Origin of the sequence: Paenibacillus sp. FSL F4-0243 (assembly GCF_037963295.1) — a bacterium.
Lineage (GTDB): Bacteria > Bacillota > Bacilli > Paenibacillales > Paenibacillaceae > Paenibacillus_AQ.
In genome coordinates this window covers 3,889,582-3,909,986 of sequence record NZ_CP150151.1, presented here as the reverse complement: position 1 = coordinate 3,909,986, position 20,405 = coordinate 3,889,582, and the positions used below count along the sequence as shown (strand labels likewise).

The 20,405-nt window shown below is 43.2% G+C and carries 16 protein-coding genes and 1 pseudogene; 12 read left to right on the top strand and 5 right to left on the bottom strand.

Annotated elements, in window-relative coordinates; translation table 11 throughout:
* Positions 1-2: 2 nt before the first annotated feature.
* Complete coding sequence (locus NSS87_RS17235) at positions 3-866, bottom strand: pentapeptide repeat-containing protein (RefSeq protein ID WP_339241578.1); 864 nt, start codon at positions 864-866, stop codon at positions 3-5.
* 186 nt (positions 867-1,052) lie between these two features.
* On the opposite strand from NSS87_RS17235, the gene NSS87_RS17230 reads away from it, so the two are divergent.
* Positions 1,053-3,308, top strand: coding sequence for a DNA topoisomerase 3 (locus tag NSS87_RS17230; RefSeq protein WP_339241577.1), 2,256 nt, complete (start codon positions 1,053-1,055; stop codon positions 3,306-3,308).
* Between the two features lie 89 nt (positions 3,309-3,397).
* Here the strand turns inward: NSS87_RS17230 and NSS87_RS17225 are convergent, their stop codons facing one another.
* From NSS87_RS17225 to NSS87_RS17215, 3 genes are all read right to left on the bottom strand, one after another.
* A complete protein-coding gene (locus tag NSS87_RS17225; RefSeq protein ID WP_339241575.1) occupies positions 3,398-4,123 on the bottom strand; it encodes a DsbA family protein in 726 nt (241 codons plus the stop codon).
* Positions 4,124-4,226: 103 nt separating this feature from the next.
* Positions 4,227-4,973 (bottom strand): HAD family hydrolase, encoded by a 747-nt coding sequence (locus NSS87_RS17220; protein WP_339241573.1) that lies wholly within the window; start codon positions 4,971-4,973, stop codon positions 4,227-4,229.
* 36 nt (positions 4,974-5,009) lie between these two features.
* Positions 5,010-5,927 carry a helix-turn-helix domain-containing protein gene (locus NSS87_RS17215; RefSeq protein ID WP_076283561.1) on the bottom strand — a complete coding sequence of 306 codons (918 nt, stop codon included), beginning with the start codon at positions 5,925-5,927 and terminating at the stop codon, positions 5,010-5,012.
* Between the two features lie 162 nt (positions 5,928-6,089).
* Here NSS87_RS17215 and NSS87_RS17210 point away from each other — a divergent pair, with 162 nt between their 5' ends.
* From NSS87_RS17210 to NSS87_RS17185, 6 genes are all read left to right on the top strand, one after another.
* Entirely contained in the window at positions 6,090-7,244 is a 1,155-nt protein-coding gene (locus NSS87_RS17210) for an MFS transporter (RefSeq protein WP_339248605.1), read from the top strand.
* A gap of 90 nt (positions 7,245-7,334) precedes the next feature.
* Positions 7,335-8,060, top strand: coding sequence for an ATP-binding cassette domain-containing protein (locus NSS87_RS17205; protein WP_076283562.1), 726 nt, complete (start codon positions 7,335-7,337; stop codon positions 8,058-8,060).
* A gap of 28 nt (positions 8,061-8,088) precedes the next feature.
* A complete protein-coding gene (locus NSS87_RS17200) occupies positions 8,089-9,378 on the top strand; it encodes a hypothetical protein (RefSeq protein ID WP_231573283.1) in 1,290 nt (429 codons plus the stop codon).
* A complete protein-coding gene (locus NSS87_RS17195) occupies positions 9,371-10,069 on the top strand; it encodes a response regulator transcription factor (protein ID WP_042128265.1) in 699 nt (232 codons plus the stop codon). The genes NSS87_RS17200 and NSS87_RS17195 overlap by 8 nt, the downstream gene beginning before the upstream one ends.
* Entirely contained in the window at positions 10,066-11,523 is a 1,458-nt protein-coding gene (locus tag NSS87_RS17190; protein WP_042188776.1) for a HAMP domain-containing sensor histidine kinase, read from the top strand. Before NSS87_RS17195 ends, NSS87_RS17190 begins: the two co-directional genes overlap by 4 nt.
* Before the next feature lie 11 nt (positions 11,524-11,534).
* Positions 11,535-12,593: a GNAT family N-acetyltransferase gene (locus tag NSS87_RS17185; protein WP_339241568.1), complete on the top strand. Its 1,059-nt coding sequence runs from the start codon at positions 11,535-11,537 to the stop codon at positions 12,591-12,593.
* 195 nt (positions 12,594-12,788) lie between these two features.
* Here NSS87_RS17185 and NSS87_RS17180 read toward each other — a convergent pair whose 3' ends face one another.
* A complete protein-coding gene (locus NSS87_RS17180) occupies positions 12,789-14,012 on the bottom strand; it encodes a glucose-1-phosphate adenylyltransferase (protein WP_339241566.1) in 1,224 nt (407 codons plus the stop codon).
* A gap of 216 nt (positions 14,013-14,228) precedes the next feature.
* Between NSS87_RS17180 and glgB the strand changes: the two genes are divergently transcribed.
* The 5 genes and pseudogenes from glgB to NSS87_RS17155 all read left to right on the top strand — a co-directional run bounded on the left by glgB (position 14,229) and on the right by NSS87_RS17155 (position 20,267).
* Positions 14,229-16,166, top strand: coding sequence for a 1,4-alpha-glucan branching protein GlgB (gene glgB, locus NSS87_RS17175; protein WP_081951140.1), 1,938 nt, complete (start codon positions 14,229-14,231; stop codon positions 16,164-16,166).
* Between the two features lie 48 nt (positions 16,167-16,214).
* On the top strand, positions 16,215-17,639 hold the full coding sequence (gene glgA / locus NSS87_RS17170) for a glycogen synthase GlgA (RefSeq protein WP_339241563.1): 1,425 nt from the start codon (positions 16,215-16,217) through the stop codon (positions 17,637-17,639).
* A gap of 328 nt (positions 17,640-17,967) precedes the next feature.
* Positions 17,968-18,786, top strand: a complete 819-nt coding sequence (locus NSS87_RS17165) for a transporter substrate-binding domain-containing protein (protein WP_042188769.1) — start codon at positions 17,968-17,970, stop codon at positions 18,784-18,786.
* Positions 18,787-18,925: 139 nt separating this feature from the next.
* Positions 18,926-19,558 (top strand): annotated as a pseudogene (locus tag NSS87_RS17160) (amino acid ABC transporter permease); the annotation flags it as partial.
* Complete coding sequence (locus tag NSS87_RS17155; protein WP_042188767.1) at positions 19,545-20,267, top strand: amino acid ABC transporter ATP-binding protein; 723 nt, start codon at positions 19,545-19,547, stop codon at positions 20,265-20,267. The pseudogene NSS87_RS17160 and the gene NSS87_RS17155, both read left to right, overlap by 14 nt.
* Positions 20,268-20,405 lie beyond the last annotated feature (138 nt).

Here is a 20,405-nt window from a genome sequence, read left to right as displayed (position 1 = left end):
ACTCAAACTGAATGCCATTGTTCAGGGCGGGAAAGTGTTGGAGGTAACTTTGTGAGATCATCACCTATTGCCGCATTAATCTGACCCTGAGTTAGAAAAATGCTCTCTGATAGATCAGCGCCCCTAAGATCAGTGTCACGGAAATCTGCACCAATAAGATCTGCACCTCTAAGATTAGCGCCTTTAAGGTCAGCGGCAATCAAATAGGCTCCCCTCAGGTTGGCACCCCTGAGATCTGCATTTTTAAGATTTGCTCCGACAAGGTCAGCACCACGGCTGAAAGTTCTCGATGCTTTTTTTAGTTTACGACGAGCCTCAGTACGCACAAGTTCACTGACTTGCAGCAGTAACAGATTAATATTTGCTCGATGAGCGTCAACATTCACCTTCTGTAGAGAATCAGGGTTAAGTAAAGTGAGTTGTTCCGTCTCATCGAGTGCTGTTTGCAGCTCAACATGTATTGAATGGGTTATATCTAAGTTCAATGATTCATTTAAGTACCATAGCAATTCGTGCAAATGCCACATGGCCGTAAATACCTCGAACATTTGCTTTGCAGTTTTTGGATTCTTCCGCCAGTCCTCACCGGTATAAGTAACCTGAGAAAGCTTTTGCCCAGCCCCAAAACAGTCATATACAGTACAACCACGAAATCCAAGCGTTCTTAAATCTGTATGTACACCACAGCGAAAGTCTGATTGTAGGTTATGGCACGGCTGGCCAGCTGCTTTATCCATAGCAAAATCCACTGAAGCTGAAAAAGGTAGTGCGGAACAGCACAAACCGAAGCAGCTCTCACATTCTGCTTTTAAATAGTGACCGTTTTTGTCCTTATAAGGTTCTGTAAATTTGTGATTTTCAGACACGTTTTGATTCCTCCGATATATAAAACTCGTTTACCAAACTATTCTAATTCATAGAAAAGACAAAGGGAAGTCTGAATTTTACCTAGGCCTACTAACCAATCCATTAAAAAAAACCGAGGTTAATGGTATAATAGAATACTGGACGCATTTTGGACTTAAGAACGAAAAGGTAAGGAGCGATTGTTTTTGAAGACACTCATTATTGCGGAGAAACCGGATATGGGGCGGAATATCGCCGCCGCAATAGAACCGAAGGCCAAAAATTACCGTTCCTATCTTGAAGGGGAGCAGTACATTATTACTTGGGCAATAGGGCATCTAATCGGTTTGGCCGAGCCGGATGCTTATGATGTTAAATACAAAAAGTGGAATATTAATGATCTGCCCATTATTCCAGACCAGTTCAAACTGGTTCCTAATGCGCGGACAATCGACCAGCTCAAGGTAATTGGAGATCTTGCGAAACGTAGCGATCTTCTAGTGAATTCATGCGATGCCGGGCGAGAAGGGCAGCATATCTTTTCACTCATTCAACGACATTTGAAGCTGGAGCATCCTGTGAAGCGGTTGTGGATCTCGGATCTGACGCCAGAGACCATTCGCAAAGGATTCCAGGAGTTGAAGGATGGATCGGAGTACGAGAATCTAACGAAAGCAGCAAAAGCTCGCAGTGAAGCGGATTGGCTCATCGGCATGAACGGATCACGTGCTTTTACTACAAAGCATAATGTGCTGCTGTCCGTGGGTAGGGTTCAAACTCCCGTACTCGCGCTGATTTACGACCGACAGAAGACGATTGAGGCGTTCTCTTCCCTAAAGTTTTTTGAGGTGGAGGGACATTTTACTCAGAATGAAATGACCTATAAAGGCATGTGGCAGGGGGATCGGCTGACTGACGGGGATAAGGCGGAGGCGCTAGCTGCCAAGGTCAAAGGAAAACTGGGCCGGATTGAGTCTTACGAGGTTAAGGAAACAAAAGAGTATCCAAATAAGCTGTACGATTTAACGCTGCTGCAGCGTGAGGCGAATGGAAAGTACGCTTTTTCCGCAAAAAAGACGCTTGATATTGCTCAAGCGTTATATGAAAAGCATAAGGTGATCTCTTATCCGCGGACGAACTCCAACTATGTTACAGAACAGAATATTCCTGAGATGCATAAGACGTTATCCGCGCTGCAAGGGACGGCTTATGATGAGTGGGTGAAGGGTGCGAATCGCAATCTCGTTCATAAAGGGAATAAATTCATCTGCAACCCCTCGAAGGTTGAGGATCACCACGCGATTTTGCCTACATATCGTAAAGCATCAGGACTTAGTGCAGATGAAGGAAAGCTGTATGATTTGATTGTGCGGCGTTTTTTGTCTCAGTTCTATCCGGCAGCGGAGTATAAAGTGCATACGGTGATGACCGAGGTAGAAGAGGAAAAGTTCAAAACCACAGTCAAGGAATTATTAAGCCTCGGCTGGAAGGTCATTTACGCGGACCAGAAGAAGGATAAAGCGAAGACTTCCAAGGGTAAGAACAAGGATGACGAAGAGGACGAAGAGATCGAAGTGAACGAACCATTTTCTATTGCTCCGGCAGAAGAAGTGGTTTGTAGTGAAGCTATTGTTAAAGAGAAAGATACTCAGCCACCCAAGCATTACACAGAAGGTACGCTGCTTCGAGCGATGGAAAGTGCCGGAAAGCAGATTGAGGATGAAGAGCTTCGCGATGCTATGAAGGATTCAGGGCTTGGAACTCCGGCTACCCGTGCAGCAACGATAGAACGGCTGAAGAATGTCGGATACATCGAAATGCAGGGCAAAAAAATTGCCATCACACAAAAAGGACGAACAGCCATTGAGCTGATTCGTGGAGCGGGTATTGAGCTGTTGACTTCACCGGAAATGACCGGACAATGGGAACGTCGTTTGAACGAAATATCGAGAGGAACGGCGTCGGACGGGCAGTTTATGGAGAATGTAAAAAGATTCGCCTGCATGATCGTAGACAAAGTACGAGTACAATCCCGGGCGTCCAAAACCTCTTTTGAAGGGGAGACGCCTTCTGTCAATACAAGTGCTAAAGGGCGAAGTGCTGGAAGTACATCTCGTAAAACCACCGACAAACCTGCGGCGCCGCGAAAGCGCAAGGAAAGTAGTGAAGAGGAATCTGCCAATTCAGGACCTAAGGTCATTGGAAACTGTCCGCGTCCCGGCTGCGGTGGAATGATTTTTATGGGTAAAAAAGGCTACGGCTGCTCTCATTACAAGGAAGGCTGTAAATTCGTGATTTGGAAGGAGAATCATGGTCGTACACTCACGGATGCACAAGTGAAGGCGTTGATTGAGAAAGGTCGGACGGGCAAGCTAAAGCTTACCAGCGAAGACGGTACACCTCTGGAAGGCAAGCTAGTGCTTCAAAATATGGATACGGGCGAATTAGCAATTGAATCATAGTCGATCAAAAAGAATGTGTGTACGGTAAAAAGGTGTCTCTAGCCATGATGGATACATGGCGGAGACACCTTTTTAATCATGCCTTATAATTATTCAGCGGATTTAGCCAGCTGCGCTTCAATCGCTGCAGTTAACCCTTCATAGGAGGAGTCAGGAAGCAGGGTGCCGTTTACCATAAATTTTGGTGTACCATTTACCCCGTACGATCCCGCGATCTTGAAGTCTTCTTTGACGTCGAACATGTAGGTATGATTCTTGAGATCTGTTTCGAATTGTGCGTAATCAATACCTTCAATGTTATCTTTGACGAAATTTAGAATGAACTTCTGTGTGGCCCATATTTTGCTTTCATCGCCTTGATTGGCGTACAGCTTATGGAGATATTCCCAGAATTTCTCGTTGCTTTGCTTATAAATGGCTTCACCTGCACTTGCAGCAAGATAGGAATCTCGATCAAGGAAGGCAAAGTTCATGAAGAAAAGCTCAACTTTTCCGGTATCCACGTAGTCCTTAACAAACGTATCCAGATATTTCTCCGTCCAGTTTTTGCAGGCAGGACATTTGAAATCTGCAAATTCGATGACTTTGATTTTGGCATCAGGACTACCAAGATGAGGTTGCTTTTCATATTTCAGCCCATCAACAACAATGCTCCCCTTCACATCAGTGTAGTTAGGTAAACCCTCTGAACTGTCCGTCTTGTCATTTAGAATGAAGACAATAACAGCGACAAGGATTACAACAACTATACCTAAGAGCATGGGAAGCATTTGTTTGTTAGTTCGAGAATGGTTGGACTTCACTTTCTTGTTCATATCTCATCTCCTACCTCATTTAGGAATTATACAAAAATAGTATAATCATCCCAGAGGTAGAGTAGATATGTCATTTGTAACAATGTCTGAGGTTACTTTGCACCTAGAGTTTCAGCAGGGTAGCAGTACGAATAACAGGAGGCACCTCATGGATGGAGGAAATGGTCTTCACTGCTTGTTGCATTTCTTGCTCCAGTTCAATAAGGTTATAGCTCCATTCATTCTGTTGCTTCAGATAGATACTGTTAATGCCTGCGGTTACTGCCGGAAGTACATCTGTACGTAAAGAGTTACCAATCATCCAGGTGCGTTTGCGGTCAAAGCCTTGCGTAGTCAAAATATTTTCAAGTGCCTCAACATTTTTATGTTGACGAATATAGATCCGGTCATCAAAGTAAGCATCTAGCTTCATTTGCTCAATTTTACGTTGTTGGATCGTATCGTCTCCACCTGTATACAGGAATAAATGGTGACCATCCTGCTTCAGAGTATCCAGCGTTTCAACCATGCCAGGGTAAGCTTCGATTTCTTGATCATAGACGCTTAATCCAAGCTTGTGTAACTGTTGTTCTTGAAAACGGTCCGTCGGACGATTATATTTGGCGCAGAAATAGCGGTAGGTAGCGATTAGGGATTTAGGGAAATTATCGCTGGCAAGACCACTTGTGTTCACCGTGTGCACGTCAATTTCTATTTGTTTATCACGTAATTCACTGGTGCTTGGGCCAAATTCATTAAACCAATCAGTCATTAGCTCAAAATATTGCCCTAAAATCAGATCGAAATATTTGTTGCAGTGGACCAGTGTATCATCTAGATCGAAAATCACCTGTTGTGTCATGTATTTCATATCTCTCACTCCTTGGATCTGTATCTGTATAGTGTTCTATAGATAAATATAAGACTCTAGGAACATTTGCAGCTCTGATGCGCCGTCAGGGCGAATACTGAAACGTTCATCTTGTTCACCTCTAAGATGGATGCGGAGTAGGCCGGCTACTCGTAGAATCATAAGGTGATGCATCAGCATTTCTCTGGATTGATTAAGATCAGATTGCATCTCCCACAACGACTTGGGTTCATGTGCGACATAGCGAAGCAATCGAAGTCTGGTGGGGTCGGATAGTGCCTTGGTCATGCGCAAAAGCACCATAGGTGGTTCATTTTCGTCTTCTAAAGGTACATCTACAGGATATTGTACGATCACCATGGTTTTGTAGAAGCAGTAGGTGTTAATCGGACGATTATGAACAGTTGGTAGTAATACAATCGTCTTTAGATCCGTGATCTCCTCGAAAACTACACCGCCAGATGCGTATTCAATTAGAGAAATGGGGTCCATTTTGCTTTCAAGCATTTTTTTCTCAGAAGCATCTTCAATTAATAGCGGTAATATTTTGTGCTCCACATGGCGGAAGTATTGCTCGTACCAGAGACGCAAAAGTGGACTATAGCTGCTCCGAATCCGAAAAGCATCTTCAATCGTAAACTCCTGAATGAGCGGAGCGATCTGCTGATAACATTCTTCTATGGAGGCTGAATCCAGATCATCTAGGAAATGCTGCACTGAAGTTGCGGGTCCTCGAATGTAAACCCAGGCATATAGCACATCATAATCCGTAAAAGGCCACTCGGCGGCTTGCATTAAAGCTGTTACCTTATGAGGAGAAATGCGATCTTCCACATCACTTATCCAGTGGGGACCAATGTCCAAATTGGAGATCCATTTTCTAGTTACATATAACATAAAACTGTCCAGCAGTTCATAAACCGGCGATACGTCGATCTTTAATTCGTACTCCATGTCTCATGCACCCCCAGGAAATCCGTAACATCTTCATATTATCTCTTGTTTTGAAGAGGGTTGTCCACTATAATGTTCGGTGTTTGCCAATTGGCGTTAGAACAAATTAGCGTTATTAATTATAGGGGGATATCATCTGTGTCAGACCGGCCAAAATTATCTATTCGAAGTAACAGCAAAATGAATTTCATGATTCTTATCACCGCTACTATAGCGGCTGGACTCAGCCAAGGAATGCTGCTTCCCGTATTATCCATTCTATTGGAGCAGAAAGGAGTTTCCTCTTCGCTTAATGGACTTAATGCAGCTGCTTTATACATAGGATCATTCGGAATGACCTTGATTGCTGAAAGAGTTCTCGGAGCGATTGGATTCAAAAAATTGATTGCTGGCGGGATAAGCTTAGTCTTAGTAAGCTTGCTCTTATTCCCCTTTTTTCCTGGAATCAAAATATGGTTTGTGTTACGTCTTCTTGTAGGTGTTGGTGATGCAGCTATCAATTATGCCGCCCAGCTATGGGTGCTGCTAATGACGCCTGCCGAGCATCGCGGACGAAATCTTTCCCTGTATGGGATGTCCTATGGTCTGGGCTTTAGCTTGGGGCCACTTGGAATTAGTCTGCTGCGCTTTGGTCAGGCAACACCCTTTATTGTTCTAGCTTTTCTTTTTTTGCTGGTCCTAATACTAGCCGTTACATTACTTCCGGATTCACGTCCAGATAAAGTTGAGAGTGGAGAAAGTCAGGTACGCCGGTTTGGACGTTGTTACAGTCTAGCGTGGTTCGCTTTAATTCCTGCACTCCTATACGGTTTCATGGAAGCAAGCTTAAACAGTAATTTTCCAGTGTATGGCCTCCGGATCGGATTCAGCACGGATCAAATTGCAGCCTTATTGCCTTTTGCGGGCATTGGAGGATTGTTGTTACAATTCCCGCTAGGACTGTGGAGCGACCGTTTTGGTCGAAAGAAGGTATTGATTCTTACTGGGATTGGAGGCGGGATTGCCTTCGCATTACTGCCATTAGCAGGTGACCATTTCAAAGTGACTATGGTGCTGTTGATGATTGCTGGTGGACTTGTAGGCTCCTTTTTCTCGTTAGGGCTTAGTCTGGCTGCGGACATTTTACCACGACATTTACTGCCTGCTGCAAATGTGGTTGCTTCTTTTCATTTTAGTATAGGCAGTATTATAGGTCCAGGGATCGGCGGTTTGCTCATGCAAGTCGGCTGGGGCGGGGGGATTTTCGGCTTGATGGGCGCTTTATATATCGCCTTCGGATTGCTTGGGTTATTTTTCTCGCCACGGCAAAAAATTTGAGGTAAGATAAGAACGAGTGCTCGCATGGAAATTCATCTGGCTTTCAGAGTACACTATAGATTATAGATAAAGACAGGGAGAGGCTGAACTATGATCACAGTTGAACACTTAGCCAAGGCAGTTGGGGAAGATAAGAATCCAGTTCTACAGGATATAGGGTTTCAATTAGAACCGGGTGAGTTCGTAGCAATACTTGGAGCTAGCGGTAGCGGTAAGACCACTTTACTGCGCTGTTTAGCGCTGCGTGAGAAGTGGGATAGAGGGAATTTTAGAGTGGACGGTACAGATATAATGGCGAGTGCCTTTACAGGTAAAAGAAAAATCCGCCGCGAGTGGGCATACCTGGAGCAGAATGCAGAGCTCAATCCTAACCGTACTGCATTGAAAAATGTACTGATCGGCCAGTCTTCACAAACGCCGTTATGGCGAATGGTCACTGGGATGGTACGTTCAGATGATTATATGGGTGCAATGGATGAACTGGACGCCCTTGGCCTCCTGGATAAGGCGAAGATGAAGACAAGTCAACTTAGTGGCGGAGAAAGGCAGCGTGTAGCGATTGCTAGAGCGTTGACTCACGGTGCTAAAGTGATTTTAGCGGATGAACCGGTTACGGGATTAGATCCTAAATCCGCGGAGAGTGTCTTGGAAACATTGCGGAAGCTGTGTAAAGAAACCGGTCTTACGGTTGTAACGGTGTTACCGATTGAATTAGCGGAACGTTTTGCTACGCGTCTATGGGTACTAGAAGATGGCAGAATTAAGCATGATATAAAGGGGCGTAGATTAACGTTCCAAGAACGTGCAAATCTTTAAATATAGGACACGGATAAGGAAAAGAGTGATGAAGTTGAATATGAGAAGTCTTAGGTGCTTTGTAGCCGCAACGCTGACGTTATCCGTACTGTCGGGTTGTACTTTCATCAGTGATCCTGTTTCTAAGATGAAATCCCCACAATTGTCTGCTGACAAAGCAACACTTATGGCTGCTATTAATTCACTTAAGCCAGCAGGTTCCACGTTGATTCGTCCGACCAATGACGATGATAGTACCATCTTTACTGAGGATCTCAATAAGGATGGAGTTATGGAGACGCTAGTGTTCTATAGGACTCCAGGTGAAGCCGTACAGATTCACGGGATGATACTGGAGAAACAGGGCGACACATGGGTCAAAAAACTTGTATTCGATGGCGACGGGTCTGTGCTGGAATCGGTTGATTTGAAGGATATGACGGGTGATGGGAAGCTTGAAATTGTTACCGGCTATTCACAAGGTGAAGAAAAGGGTCTTGTCGTCTATAGCTATTCCAGCGGAACATTAGAAGAAGTGCTTTCACATCCTTATACAAAATATATGATTGATGATCTTAATGGGGATGGAATTGAAGACATAACCGTTGTTTACTTTAAAAGAAATGAATTTGCAACCATTTCGGTCTATCAGTACAATGATGGCTTTAAGGTACTCGATAAGCTTGATAATATCGATCCTTATTTTAATAATTATTACAATATTGTTGCAGGAAAAATCTCAGAGAATAAAGAAGGAATCGTATTGGATGCTGCGGTGGATTCCCAATCTGCCTATACCTCTATTGTCGTTATGGAGAATAACAAGCTGCGTGTGGTATTACCAGGCGATGCGCGGACTTATAAAGATCGTCGGATTGCAAGTGAAGATATTGATCATGATGGCATTATTGAAATTGGATTGCTTGAGGCGCCTAAAGGATGGGAGTATTTCGATCCAGCTGAAATTCCATACTTTACCTCCTATTATAAATGGGATGGGAAAGAAGGTCTGACCTTCGCAACCCAGCTATATCATGATCCATCGGATCGATTCAATATTAATTTTTCTCCGGAATGGCATGGAAAGGTGACAGTTGATACGAAATCGGTTCTGGATAAGAACCTTAAGTTTATCATGTCAGATACCGGTGAGACGGTTGCTGAGGTTTCCTTCTTTTCTCCTTCAGAATGGGATCGCGTAAAAAATGACGGTTGGGATTTGCTTGCACGTGATGCAGACAAGGTCATCGCCTACCGCGGTAAGTTAGAACAAAGTACAACAAAGGAAGGAAGCAATAAAATTGCTTCCCCTATAGAAAGGAAGGGAATAGATGAGTAAAGTACTGATACTGGAAGATGAGGAGTCCATTCGTAGTTTTATTGTCATTAACTTGAAGCGTAATGGGTTCGAAGTGATAGAGGCTGCGGATGGGCATGAAGCTCTTCACAAGTTAACCACGATCCCTGATATTGATATCGCTCTGTTGGATGTAATGGTTCCGGGTATTGATGGATTTGAAGTATGTAGACGGGTCAGAGAAACCAATGAGCGTTTGGGTATTATTTTTCTGACAGCCAAGGTTCAAGAGCAAGATAAAGTGTATGCATTGTCTGTAGGAGCGGATGACCATGTTAGCAAGCCATTCAGCCCCACAGAACTGATTGCTCGAATTCAATCTTTGCTGCGCCGAGTGAACGTTCATCGTGAACAGTCAGCGAAAGTTTCATTCGTTTCAGGGCCATTTACCTTGGATCTTATTTCCAAACATTTTAAACGTGATAATGAAGCGATTGAACTGACACCAACGGAATTTTCGTTGATTCAATTCTTCCTCGAAAAAGAAAATACACCGCTCAGCCGCGATCTTCTGCTGGATCATGTGTGGGGCAAGGAGTATATGGGTGATCCCAAAATTGTGGATGTGAATATTCGTCGTCTGCGTCAAAAAATAGAGAATAATCCGTCAGAGCCAGAATTTTTGCAAACGGTATGGGGACACGGATATAGATGGAAAGGCCAAGTACAATGATTAAGAAGGGGATGCGCAGACAAATTGTTCTACACTACATTCTTGTAGTTTTTTTGGCGCTTCTCCTCGTAGAAGTTATCTTCCTGCTTGCCATCAGAACGTATTATTATGACAGTGTATATAGCAAGATGAAAAATCACATTACCACGGCAGAGTCGTTTTTTCATAAATACGAGCTAGATGGCGATAACAACTCGAATCAGCTGCAAGTACTGCTGGATAGATTTGAGCTGCCCAATACAGAGCTAGAAGTATTGACCATGAATGGTGACATGATTACCAGTTCAACCGGTTTTCAGCCTGATCGTACGATTACAACTAGTGACGTCCCTGAAGCGGTAGGGGGCAGTATTGGCCGCTGGGTAGGACGCCAGAGTGGTACTAACGAGAGTGTTATGGCTGTGTCCAAGATGCTGCAGGTTCACGGACGTGATACGTATATTCTAAGATATCTTACTTCACTTGAGGGTATCAACAACGATTTGCTTAATCTTACGTTACTGTCAATTGGAATAGGTGCAGCTGTTATGGCTGTTGTTATCGTGTTCAGCTTCGGACTTGCCAATTCAATCGTAAAGCCGCTCAATAACATTACGGCGGTATCAGCCCAAATGGCTAAGGGTAGATTTAATGTGCGGATTAAGGGGAATTACAAATTTGAGATTGGTGACTTGGCTTCAACGCTGAATTATATGGCTCAGGAAATTGTGCGCAGTAATCAGATTAAGGATGATTTCATCTCGTCCATTTCACATGAGCTTCGGACACCCCTTACTAGTATCAAGGGCTGGAGTGAAACCTTGGTCTCTGGTGGCTATGATCCGGAGGAGACGAAGCTTGGAGTCAGCATCATTTCCAAAGAAAGTGAACGCTTGATTGGTCTAGTAGAGGAGATTCTAGACTTTTCAAAGCTGCAGCAGAACCAAATGAAGCTGTCCATTGGGATTGTTGACGTGAAAGTGTTACTTCAGGAGACTATACTTAATATTTGGGCCAAGGCGGAGAAGAAACGGATTCACCTGCTTCTTGAATGTGAAGACGGGATCTATGTTAAAGGGGATGCCAATCGTCTAAAACAAGTGTTCTTGAATCTGGTAGACAATGCCGTGAAGTTTTCACATGAGGAGTCCAGTATAGAATTGTCTGCGAAGAGAATTTCGGCTACAGAGACTGCTATCATGGTTCGTGATAGTGGGATTGGGATTAGTGAAGCACATATCTCCAGAGTGAAAGACCGTTTCTTTCAAGTGGATGCGTTGAACGGGGGAACGGGCTTAGGTCTAGCCATCTCACAACAAATCGTGGAACTTCACCATGGGAAGCTTGAAATGGAAAGTGAGCTAGGTAGTGGAACTGAAGTTACCGTAATCTTGCCACTTACTGAGAAGCTGCCTGAAGTCAATTCAGATCATGTAGCACAAATAACAGCTACCTTACCTGAATCAGATGTCTAGGAGGTATGGAAATGGAAGTATGGGGGAATTCGATTAGGATCGTTCGTGGAGAACCTGATCGGACTGGTGATATCTTGAGGCTGCTGCAGGAAGCAGCAAATTGGATGGAACGAAATGGGATTAAGCAATGGACCCCCGGCCAATTTAACGAGAATGATATCACAGGCTATTTCACGGATAGGCATGTTTATCTTGCGATTGAAGATGAAGCAGTAGTTGGAATGTTCACATTACAATTCAGTGATCCTCAATACTGGGGAAGCAAAAACGATGAGTCTTATGCATATTTGCATAGATTAGCTGTAGCGGGTTCACACCGCAGTCAGGGACTTGGTCAGCATATGCTTAAATATGCTGCGGTGCGTGCCAAAGAACTTGGCTGCAGAGGACTCAGATTTGATACCGTCGCACATAACATTAAACTCAATCGTTATTATCAGAGCATGGGTTTTCATTACATGGGTACTAACGATATGGGAAATGGTCGTTTAGTGAACCTGTATGAGCATTTTGAGGAACAACCTGATTCCGATCGTCTGATTCTTAGATTTATTTCTGAATCGGACTTTGAGCACCTGAAACGATGGAGTATCTCACCTGAGTATCTGAAGCAATGGGCTGGACCTTCACTAACTTTTCCTCTTGACGATGACCAGCTTACTAAGTATTTAGATGGGGCTAATCATCCAGCGAATTCTGATCGCCTTATTTTCTGTGCGGTGCATGAAGCTACTCAGCAGGTCGTGGGACACATCAGTTTTTCAGCCATAGACCGGGCTAATCGATCTGCACGAATTGGCAGAGTAGTAGTAGATACTGATTATCAGGGCAGAGGCTTTGGAACAAGGATGATGAATGAAATGCTCCGGATCGGATTTGAGAGCTTGGATCTGCATCGTATTTCTCTGGGAGCTTTTGCTTTCAACACCGTTGCCCTGAAAACCTATGAAGCATTGGGCTTTAAGCGGGAGGGTGTAGAGCGCGAATCAGCGCTGTTTGGGGAGCAATATGTAGATTGTGTGGAAATGAGTATTTTAGATCGAGAATGGTTAGCGCTCCATGAATCATAAAGGTTAACTTCTAACAACCGAAGGGGCTGTTGCTCTGGTCATGTTCGACCAGGACAACAGCCCCTTTTTATAAATATAAGAATATATAGGTTTCACACTATACATTATCCTTATATTTCTCGCATAAACGCTTACCGTCCATTTGGGACGCCGAAGGCGTTTTTGCTTGAAATAGTATTTATATATATAATGGTTTTATGAAGGGAGAACTTCCCGTAGACGTCCTGTCTTCTCATAAACATCCTGAAACAGACGGGAGGGTTGATTTCGAACCGCTGGCTTAGGAGCTACGGTCTCATTGGGCCCAACAACTACGATATTATTAATACTTCCCTTGACGACAGCACCATCCTTAATAATGGCACCTTCGCCAATAATGGCATTTTCGATCTGTACTCCACGTCCGATTCGAACGCCAGGCATAATAACGCTTTGTTTAATTTGGCTCATTTTTCCAATTTCCACACCATTGAAGATTACAGAACGTTGCAAGCTGCCTTCTTGCGTGCAGAATTCATTCACTAGAGAGTCCGTCGATGGAATCTGAACACGTGGTTTGTGAACAGCAAGCTTAGTCCGGCGACTCCGGCTATACATCGGCCAATGAGCTTTGTCGAGCTTCATGCCATTGTTTTTTTGCAGAAGATCCATATGTGCTTCCCAGAGACTACCCACAGTACCTACATCTCTCCAGTATCCTTTGAAGCGGTAAGCGAATAAATCATCATTCTGATCAAGCATCGTTGGTATAACGTCTTTACCAAAGTCATGACTGGAATTAGGATTAGCTGCATCCCGCAACAAGTGCTCCTTCAGATAAGCCCACTCAAACAGATATATACCCATAGAAGCTAAATTACTTTTAGGTACTTTTGGTTTTTCCGCAAACTCAGAGATTTTTAGTTCATCATTTACGTTCATCACTCCAAAACGACTAGCTTCATCCCAAGGAACCTCCATTACGGAGATGGTGGCTTTTGCAGCCTTCTCTACATGGTAATCCAACATTTTCCGGTAATTCATATGGTAAATATGATCACCGGATAGAATGAGAACATGTTCTGGATTACGGCTATCGATATACTCAATATTCTTATAAATCGCATCAGCAGTTCCTGTATAGCTGTCTCTGCCTTCAACACCGGAAGGAAGCAGGGTTACACCTTTATCCTTTTGACTATGTAAACCCCAAGGTTCACCTTCACCGATGTGTTCATGTAAGGATTCAGCTTCATATTGCGTCAGGACACCTACTGTATCAATTTTAGAATTTACACAATTACTTAGTGGGAAATCAATAATTTTATACTGTCCACCGAAAGGGACTGCAGGCTTAGCCATACTGGAAGTCAAGGGAGCCAATCTGCGGCCTTCCCCTCCTGCCAAGAGCATGGCGATACAATCTTTTTTGTTATTCATTTGTTATCCCTCCCATTTATTTTGTCAATGCTTGATATATAAACTCACGACAAGCACTTGAAACGACATAGGTGAAGTATATTGCTGTGTAAAAAGAAAAATTACAATTAATATTTCTTTATCAGAAAATCTTTTGTTTTCACATCAAATCATTTTCAAAATGGTAATATTCGGGTAATGTAATAGGTACAAGCATTCAAAAAAGGTGGTGTAGAATTGGCTGAAAAAGCAACAATCGATACCCTTCCGTCAGCATCTGATATTTATTTGTTCCATGAGGGCACCAATTATCGCAGCTATTCTATGCTGGGTGCGCACACTGCCGCTGAAGAAGGCGTTACGGGCGTGCGCTTTACCGTGTGGGCTCCTCATGCGACATATGTAGGACTAGCTGGTGATCATAATGGCTGGGATGGAACGCAGGACATGGACTCGTTATATAAGATACCCGATTCAGGATTTTGGAGTCGTTTTTTTCCGGGAATACAGCCGGGAACTTTTTACAAATACAGGATTGTTGCCAGTGATGGCTCCAGCTTCCTAAAAGCGGATCCTTTTGCCTTCAAAGCTGAGGTTCGACCGGCGACTGCATCCGTTGTTACGGATCTCAGTGGTTATCGTTGGGGAGATGCTGCATGGCGGAGAAAGAGTAAAGCTCCATATCATCAACCGATGAACATTTATGAGATGCATTTTGGAACTTGGCGTCAAAAAGAAGATGGGGAATTTTACAGCTATCAGGAAATGAGTGAATTATTAATTCCTTATTTGGTGGAAATGGGTTATACCCATGTTGAGTTTATGCCGCTTGCTGAGCATCCATACGATTTGTCATGGGGCTATCAAGGTACGGGGTATTTTGCGGCTACGAGCCGATATGGTGAACCCCATGAGTTGATGTATTTAATCGATCATTTGCATCAAGCTGGAATTGGTGTCATTCTGGATTGGGTTCCGGCCCATTTTGCAAAGGATGCACACGGTTTAAGAATGTTTGATGGCTCGCCACTTTATGAATATGCAGATCCAATGTTAGCGGAAAAACCAGGCTGGGGAACCCTATCGTTCGACTTCAGCAAGCCTGAGATTTCTTCGTTCCTCATTTCTAATGCACTCTTTTGGTTTGAGTATTATCATATTGACGGGATGCGTGTAGATGCGGTTACCAGCATGCTTCGTCTCGATTTTGAAAAGCAAGCTCATCAATATCGACGCAATGTGAATGGTGGTCTGGAGAATCTAGAGGCCATCAAATTTATTCAGAACCTGAATAAGGCGATATTTCAGTATTTTCCTAAGGCATTAATGATGGCAGAAGAATCTAGTGCTTGGCCGGGAGTTACAGCACCAGCTCATGAAGGTGGCCTCGGTTTTAACTACAAATGGAATATGGGATGGATGAATGACACATTGGGCTACATAGAACATGATTTTTGGGGGCGCCCTCATCATCATAATTTATTAACATTTCCAATATGTTATGCTTATGCCGAAAATTATGCATTACCGTTATCACATGATGAGGTTGTACATGGCAAAAAGTCGTTACTGGACAAAATGCCCGGTTCTTATGAACAAAAGTTCGCAGGACTTAGACAGCTGCTTGGTTATCAAATATCTCATCCCGGAAAGAAACTCCTGTTCATGGGTGGAGAATTTGGTCAATTTATTGAGTGGAAGGATCAGGAGCAGCTGGATTGGCTACTGCTGGACTATGACAGCCATCGCGGCATGCTAGCTTACACAGCTGCACTTAATAAACTGTATCGCTCGGAGAAAGCCCTGTGGGAGCTTGATCATTCCCAAGAGGGTTATCAATGGATTGATGCAGATGACAATGAACAAAGCGTAATTTCATATCTGCGAAAAGGCAAGAAGCCTGGAGATACGTTGCTGTTTATCATTAATTTTCAACCTGTCCAGCGTCAACAGTATCGTATAGGGGTTCCACGCCCAGGGACCTATGAAGAACTTTTTAGCTCGGAAGATGTAGCGTTCGGAGGTTCGGGTATACACAACTTGCCTCAGAAGAGCAAAAAGTTAGAATGGCATAATCAGGTGAACAGTATAGAGCTAACATTACCGCCTCTTAGCTTCCTGGTGTTTAAGAAAACGTCACGAGTGGGTAAGAGTAAAGAGGCAAATGAGTCATAGATTAAAGAACGAATAGAGAATCCGTACACTTTAAAGGGGGAAATAATCATGAAAGTTTTATTTGCCGCAGCTGAAGCTCATCCATTTATCAAAACGGGTGGTCTGGCCGATGTCATTGGGGCATTACCTAAAGCACTGAAGGGTGCCGGGGTAGATGTAAGAGTGATTTTGCCTAAATATCGTGGGATTCCAGAAAAGTTCACTTCAAAAATGGAGCATTTAACAGAAGTGTATGTGCCAATCGGTTGGCGTAATCAATACTGCGGGATCGAACATATGGTTTATGACGGTATTCCCGTTTACTTTATCGACAATGAATATTATTTTGGACGGGACGGAATCTACGGATATATGGACGATGGGGAACGCTTCGCGTTCTATAATCGTGCGGTGCTGGAGTGTCTGCCAGCTATTGATTTTCAGACGGACGTCTTGCATTGCCATGATTGGCATGCGGCTGTAATCCCAATGCTGCTTCAGGGTCATTATCGACACAATCCATTTTACAGCGAAATGCGAAGTGTATTTACCATACATAACCTGTTGTATCAGGGTGTGTTTCCATATGAGGTGCTTGGGGAGCTATTGGGTCTTGACAGCAGTTATTTTGGAGGCGTGGAGTATTACGGGAATGTGAATTTCTTAAAAGGTGGCATTGTATACAGCGACCGTGTCACCACAGTAAGTCCAACCTACTCGGAAGAAATTCGAACACCTTATTATGGTTACGGACTGGATGGATTGTTGAATGCGCGAGCGGATGTTTTGAGCGGTATTGTGAATGGAATAGATACAAAAAGTTATAATCCTGCAACAGATACAAGTCTTGTTACCCGTTATCGTTCTAATCTGGCGAAGAAAACGGAGAACAAATTAGCCTTGCAGGAGGAATTAGGACTACCTGTGGATGCTAATATTCCGATGGTGGCTATGGTTACTCGTCTTGTGGATTCCAAGGGTTTAGATTTGCTTACGCGTGTATTGGATGAGCTATTGTATAAGGATGACATTCAATTTGTTCTGCTTGGAACGGGGGATGAGTCCTATGAGCGATGGTTTAAGGAAGCGGCTTGGCGTTATCCGACAAAGCTATCTTCACAAATCCTCTTTAATGATGCACTCTCACGCAAAATATATGCTGCTAGTGATATCTTTCTTATGCCTTCCAAGTTTGAACCTTGCGGGATCAGTCAACTTCTCGCTTTACGCTATGGTAGCATACCTGTTGTGCGGGAAACTGGTGGCCTGAATGACACTGTTCAAGCTTATAATGAAGAATCCGGTGAAGGAAACGGCTTTACGTTCAGTAACTACAACGCCCACGATATGATGTTTACGCTTCGCCGGGCGATCTCATTATACAAGCAGCCTGAACACTGGAAAAAGATTACGAAAAACGCATTCGCTGGCGATTATAGCTGGAATGTATCGGCGCAACAGTACATTGATATTTATAATGAAATTACGGAATAAGGATTCATTAGATTCCGTAATAGGTTAATAAGGGAGTGCACTGAAGTATAACTCATACTTTAGTGCACTCCTTTTTTTGAAGAAAATTAGGGGTGATTTGCCGCATGATTTGGTTAAGTTAGGGAATAGTAAAAATGTATAAAATTATATAAAATTTGAATAAATGTTGAATAATATGTTTCAGAAGAATGAATTCTTTGCTTTGAAACCCAATAAAAGGAAGTTATTGTCACAATTATGCCTTTGCATATTCATGCGTTCTGATTTATAATAAGTCGGTCAAAGAGACAACGTGGATTTTTTTCATATGAATAGGGGAGATATAGAAATGAACAAATGGGGTAAACTTAGTTTAGGTATGTTATTAGCAGTAGGCCTGTTGTCAGGCTGCGGTCAAAATAAAAATGATAGTGATACCGCTGCAAGTGGAAATGCAACTAACGGTGGGGCTACTAAGAAGCTTACTATGGGCACAAGTGCAGATTTTCCTCCGTACGAATTCCATAAAGTAGTAGACGGTAAAGATACTATCGTGGGCTTCGATATCGATATCGCTAAGGAAATTGCTGCTGATATGGGTGCTGAACTTGTAATTAAGGACTTGCCATTCGACTCACTATTGAACGAATTGTCCAGCGGAAGAGTAGATATTGTAATTTCTGGACTTAGCCCGACGGAAGAACGTAAAAAAGCTGTTGATCTTTCAGACATTTATTACAAGGCTGAGCAAGCGATTGTTGTGCGCGAAGCGGACAAAGATAAATACGCCACTATGGATGCTGTAAAAGGTACCAAAATTGGTGTGCAGACTGGTTCCATTCAAGAGGAAATTGCTAAAGGGATCGAGGGAGCGAAAATCACTTCGCTTGGTAAAATCTCCGAAATCGTTCTACAATTGCAATCCAATCGTGTAGATACTGCCATCATTGAAGGGCCCGTCGCAAAATCATTCGTTAAGAATGTTCCTGGTCTTGTAATTACTGATGCTAAGCCAGAAGTTGAAGATGACGGTTACGCTATTGGTATTAAAAAAGGAAATAAAGAGCTACTGGATCAAGTAAACAGCACACTGACACGTTTAAACTCAGAAGGTAAAATTGATGAGTACGTAACGGCAGCTAGTGAGCTTGCAGATAGCACGAAGTAAAGAAACAACCGATATTTTTAAAGTCTGCTAAAGTAAATTGTATGTGTATACAGAAAATAGCGACAATAAGCTATTTTCTATTTTTTTGGAGATGGGAGGATAGGTTATGGACATTACTTTATTTAAAATGGCTTATGATTATCGTGATTTTTTCCTAACCGGTTTGCAGTATACCTTGCTGCTTGCTGTTCTAGGCGTCTTCTTTGGTTTTATTCTAGGGATTATTATTTCCTTGCTACGTATGTCCAAATGGAGTGTGCTTCGCTTCTTAGCAACAGCCTGGGTAGAATTCCTTCGTGGTACACCTATGCTTGTACAACTGTTTCTGATCCATTATGGATTGGCTACATTCGGGATTGAATTTACACCGATTCAGTCGGGGGCAATCACTTTATCCATTAACAGTTCTGCTTACCTTGCAGAGATTTTCCGTGCTGGGATACAAGGGGTAGATCGTGGACAAATGGAGGCAGCCCGTTCGCTTGGAATGAAGCAAGGGATGACTATGCGCCATATCATACTCCCGCAGGCACTCAAGAGTGTTCTTCCGGCAATCGGAAATGAATTTATTACCATTATCAAGGAATCATCGATTATTTCTTTTATCGGCGTTACGGATTTGATGTTTCAAGCACGTACGGTTACAACGATTTCTTACGATGGTATGACACCACTTGTAATTATCGCATTTATGTACTTTGTGCTGACATTTACGCTATCGAAGATCCTAGGTAGACTGGAAAGGAGGCTGAATACCGATGATCGCCGTTAAGAACTTGCAAAAAAATTACGGGAAGCTGGAAATTCTCAAGGGAATTGACTTGGAGATTCATAAAGGTGAGGTCGTCGTCGTTATCGGACCGAGTGGATCGGGTAAAAGTACCTTTCTGCGCTGTTTGAATCTCCTGGAGCAGCCAACTGGTGGCGAAATTACTTTTGAAGGTGAATCTATTACCTCCAAAAAGCACGATATTAATGTCACACGTGAGAAGATGGGAATGGTATTTCAGCAGTTTAACCTCTTTCCTCACAAAACAGTTCTGCAGAACATTACACTAGCACCGATTAAGGTGAAAAAACAGCAGCAGTCCGAAGCTGATAAATTCGCAATGGAGCTGCTCAAGACTGTAGGCCTAGAAGATAAAAAGGATGCTTATCCTGCTCAACTGTCAGGAGGACAGAAGCAGCGAATCGCGATTGCCCGGGCGCTGGCGATGCAGCCTCATGTGATGCTCTTTGACGAGCCAACCTCAGCCCTTGACCCAGAGATGGTCGGTGAGGTGCTGGAGGTTATGAAGAAGCTTGCAGAAGATGGGATGACAATGGTCATAGTTACGCATGAGATGGGCTTTGCACGCGAAGTGGGCGACCGTATTCTATTTATGGATGGCGGCGTGATTGTAGAGCAAGGTACACCTGCACAAGTATTCGGAAATCCTCAGCATGTACGTACACAGGATTTTTTAAGTAAAGTGTTATAAGTAAGTCAAATTGTAGCGGCGCTCGGGCAAGTTATCCGGGTGCCGCTTTATTTTTTTAACAGTTGCGTAATTTGAGGATATAATGGACTGAGTTCATTTATTTATGTAAACCATGTATAATAGATGGTCAAACAACTT

Excerpts from the sequence above, each read along its gene's own strand:
- NSS87_RS17225 (WP_339241575.1), bottom strand. The coding sequence starts at position 4,123 with ATGAACAAGAAAGTGAAGTCCAACCATTCTCGAACTAACAAACAAATG.
- NSS87_RS17220 (WP_339241573.1), bottom strand. The coding sequence starts at position 4,973 with ATGAAATACATGACACAACAGGTGATTTTCGATCTAGATGATACACTG.
- NSS87_RS17215 (WP_076283561.1), bottom strand. The coding sequence starts at position 5,927 with ATGGAGTACGAATTAAAGATCGACGTATCGCCGGTTTATGAACTGCTG.
- NSS87_RS17205 (WP_076283562.1), top strand. The coding sequence starts at position 7,335 with ATGATCACAGTTGAACACTTAGCCAAGGCAGTTGGGGAAGATAAGAAT.
- NSS87_RS17200 (WP_231573283.1), top strand. The coding sequence starts at position 8,089 with ATGAAGTTGAATATGAGAAGTCTTAGGTGCTTTGTAGCCGCAACGCTG.
- NSS87_RS17195 (WP_042128265.1), top strand. The coding sequence starts at position 9,371 with ATGAGTAAAGTACTGATACTGGAAGATGAGGAGTCCATTCGTAGTTTT.
- NSS87_RS17190 (WP_042188776.1), top strand. The coding sequence starts at position 10,066 with ATGATTAAGAAGGGGATGCGCAGACAAATTGTTCTACACTACATTCTT.
- NSS87_RS17185 (WP_339241568.1), top strand. The coding sequence starts at position 11,535 with ATGGAAGTATGGGGGAATTCGATTAGGATCGTTCGTGGAGAACCTGAT.
- NSS87_RS17180 (WP_339241566.1), bottom strand. The coding sequence starts at position 14,012 with ATGAATAACAAAAAAGATTGTATCGCCATGCTCTTGGCAGGAGGGGAA.
- glgA (WP_339241563.1), top strand. The coding sequence starts at position 16,215 with ATGAAAGTTTTATTTGCCGCAGCTGAAGCTCATCCATTTATCAAAACG.
- NSS87_RS17165 (WP_042188769.1), top strand. The coding sequence starts at position 17,968 with ATGAACAAATGGGGTAAACTTAGTTTAGGTATGTTATTAGCAGTAGGC.
- NSS87_RS17155 (WP_042188767.1), top strand. The coding sequence starts at position 19,545 with ATGATCGCCGTTAAGAACTTGCAAAAAAATTACGGGAAGCTGGAAATT.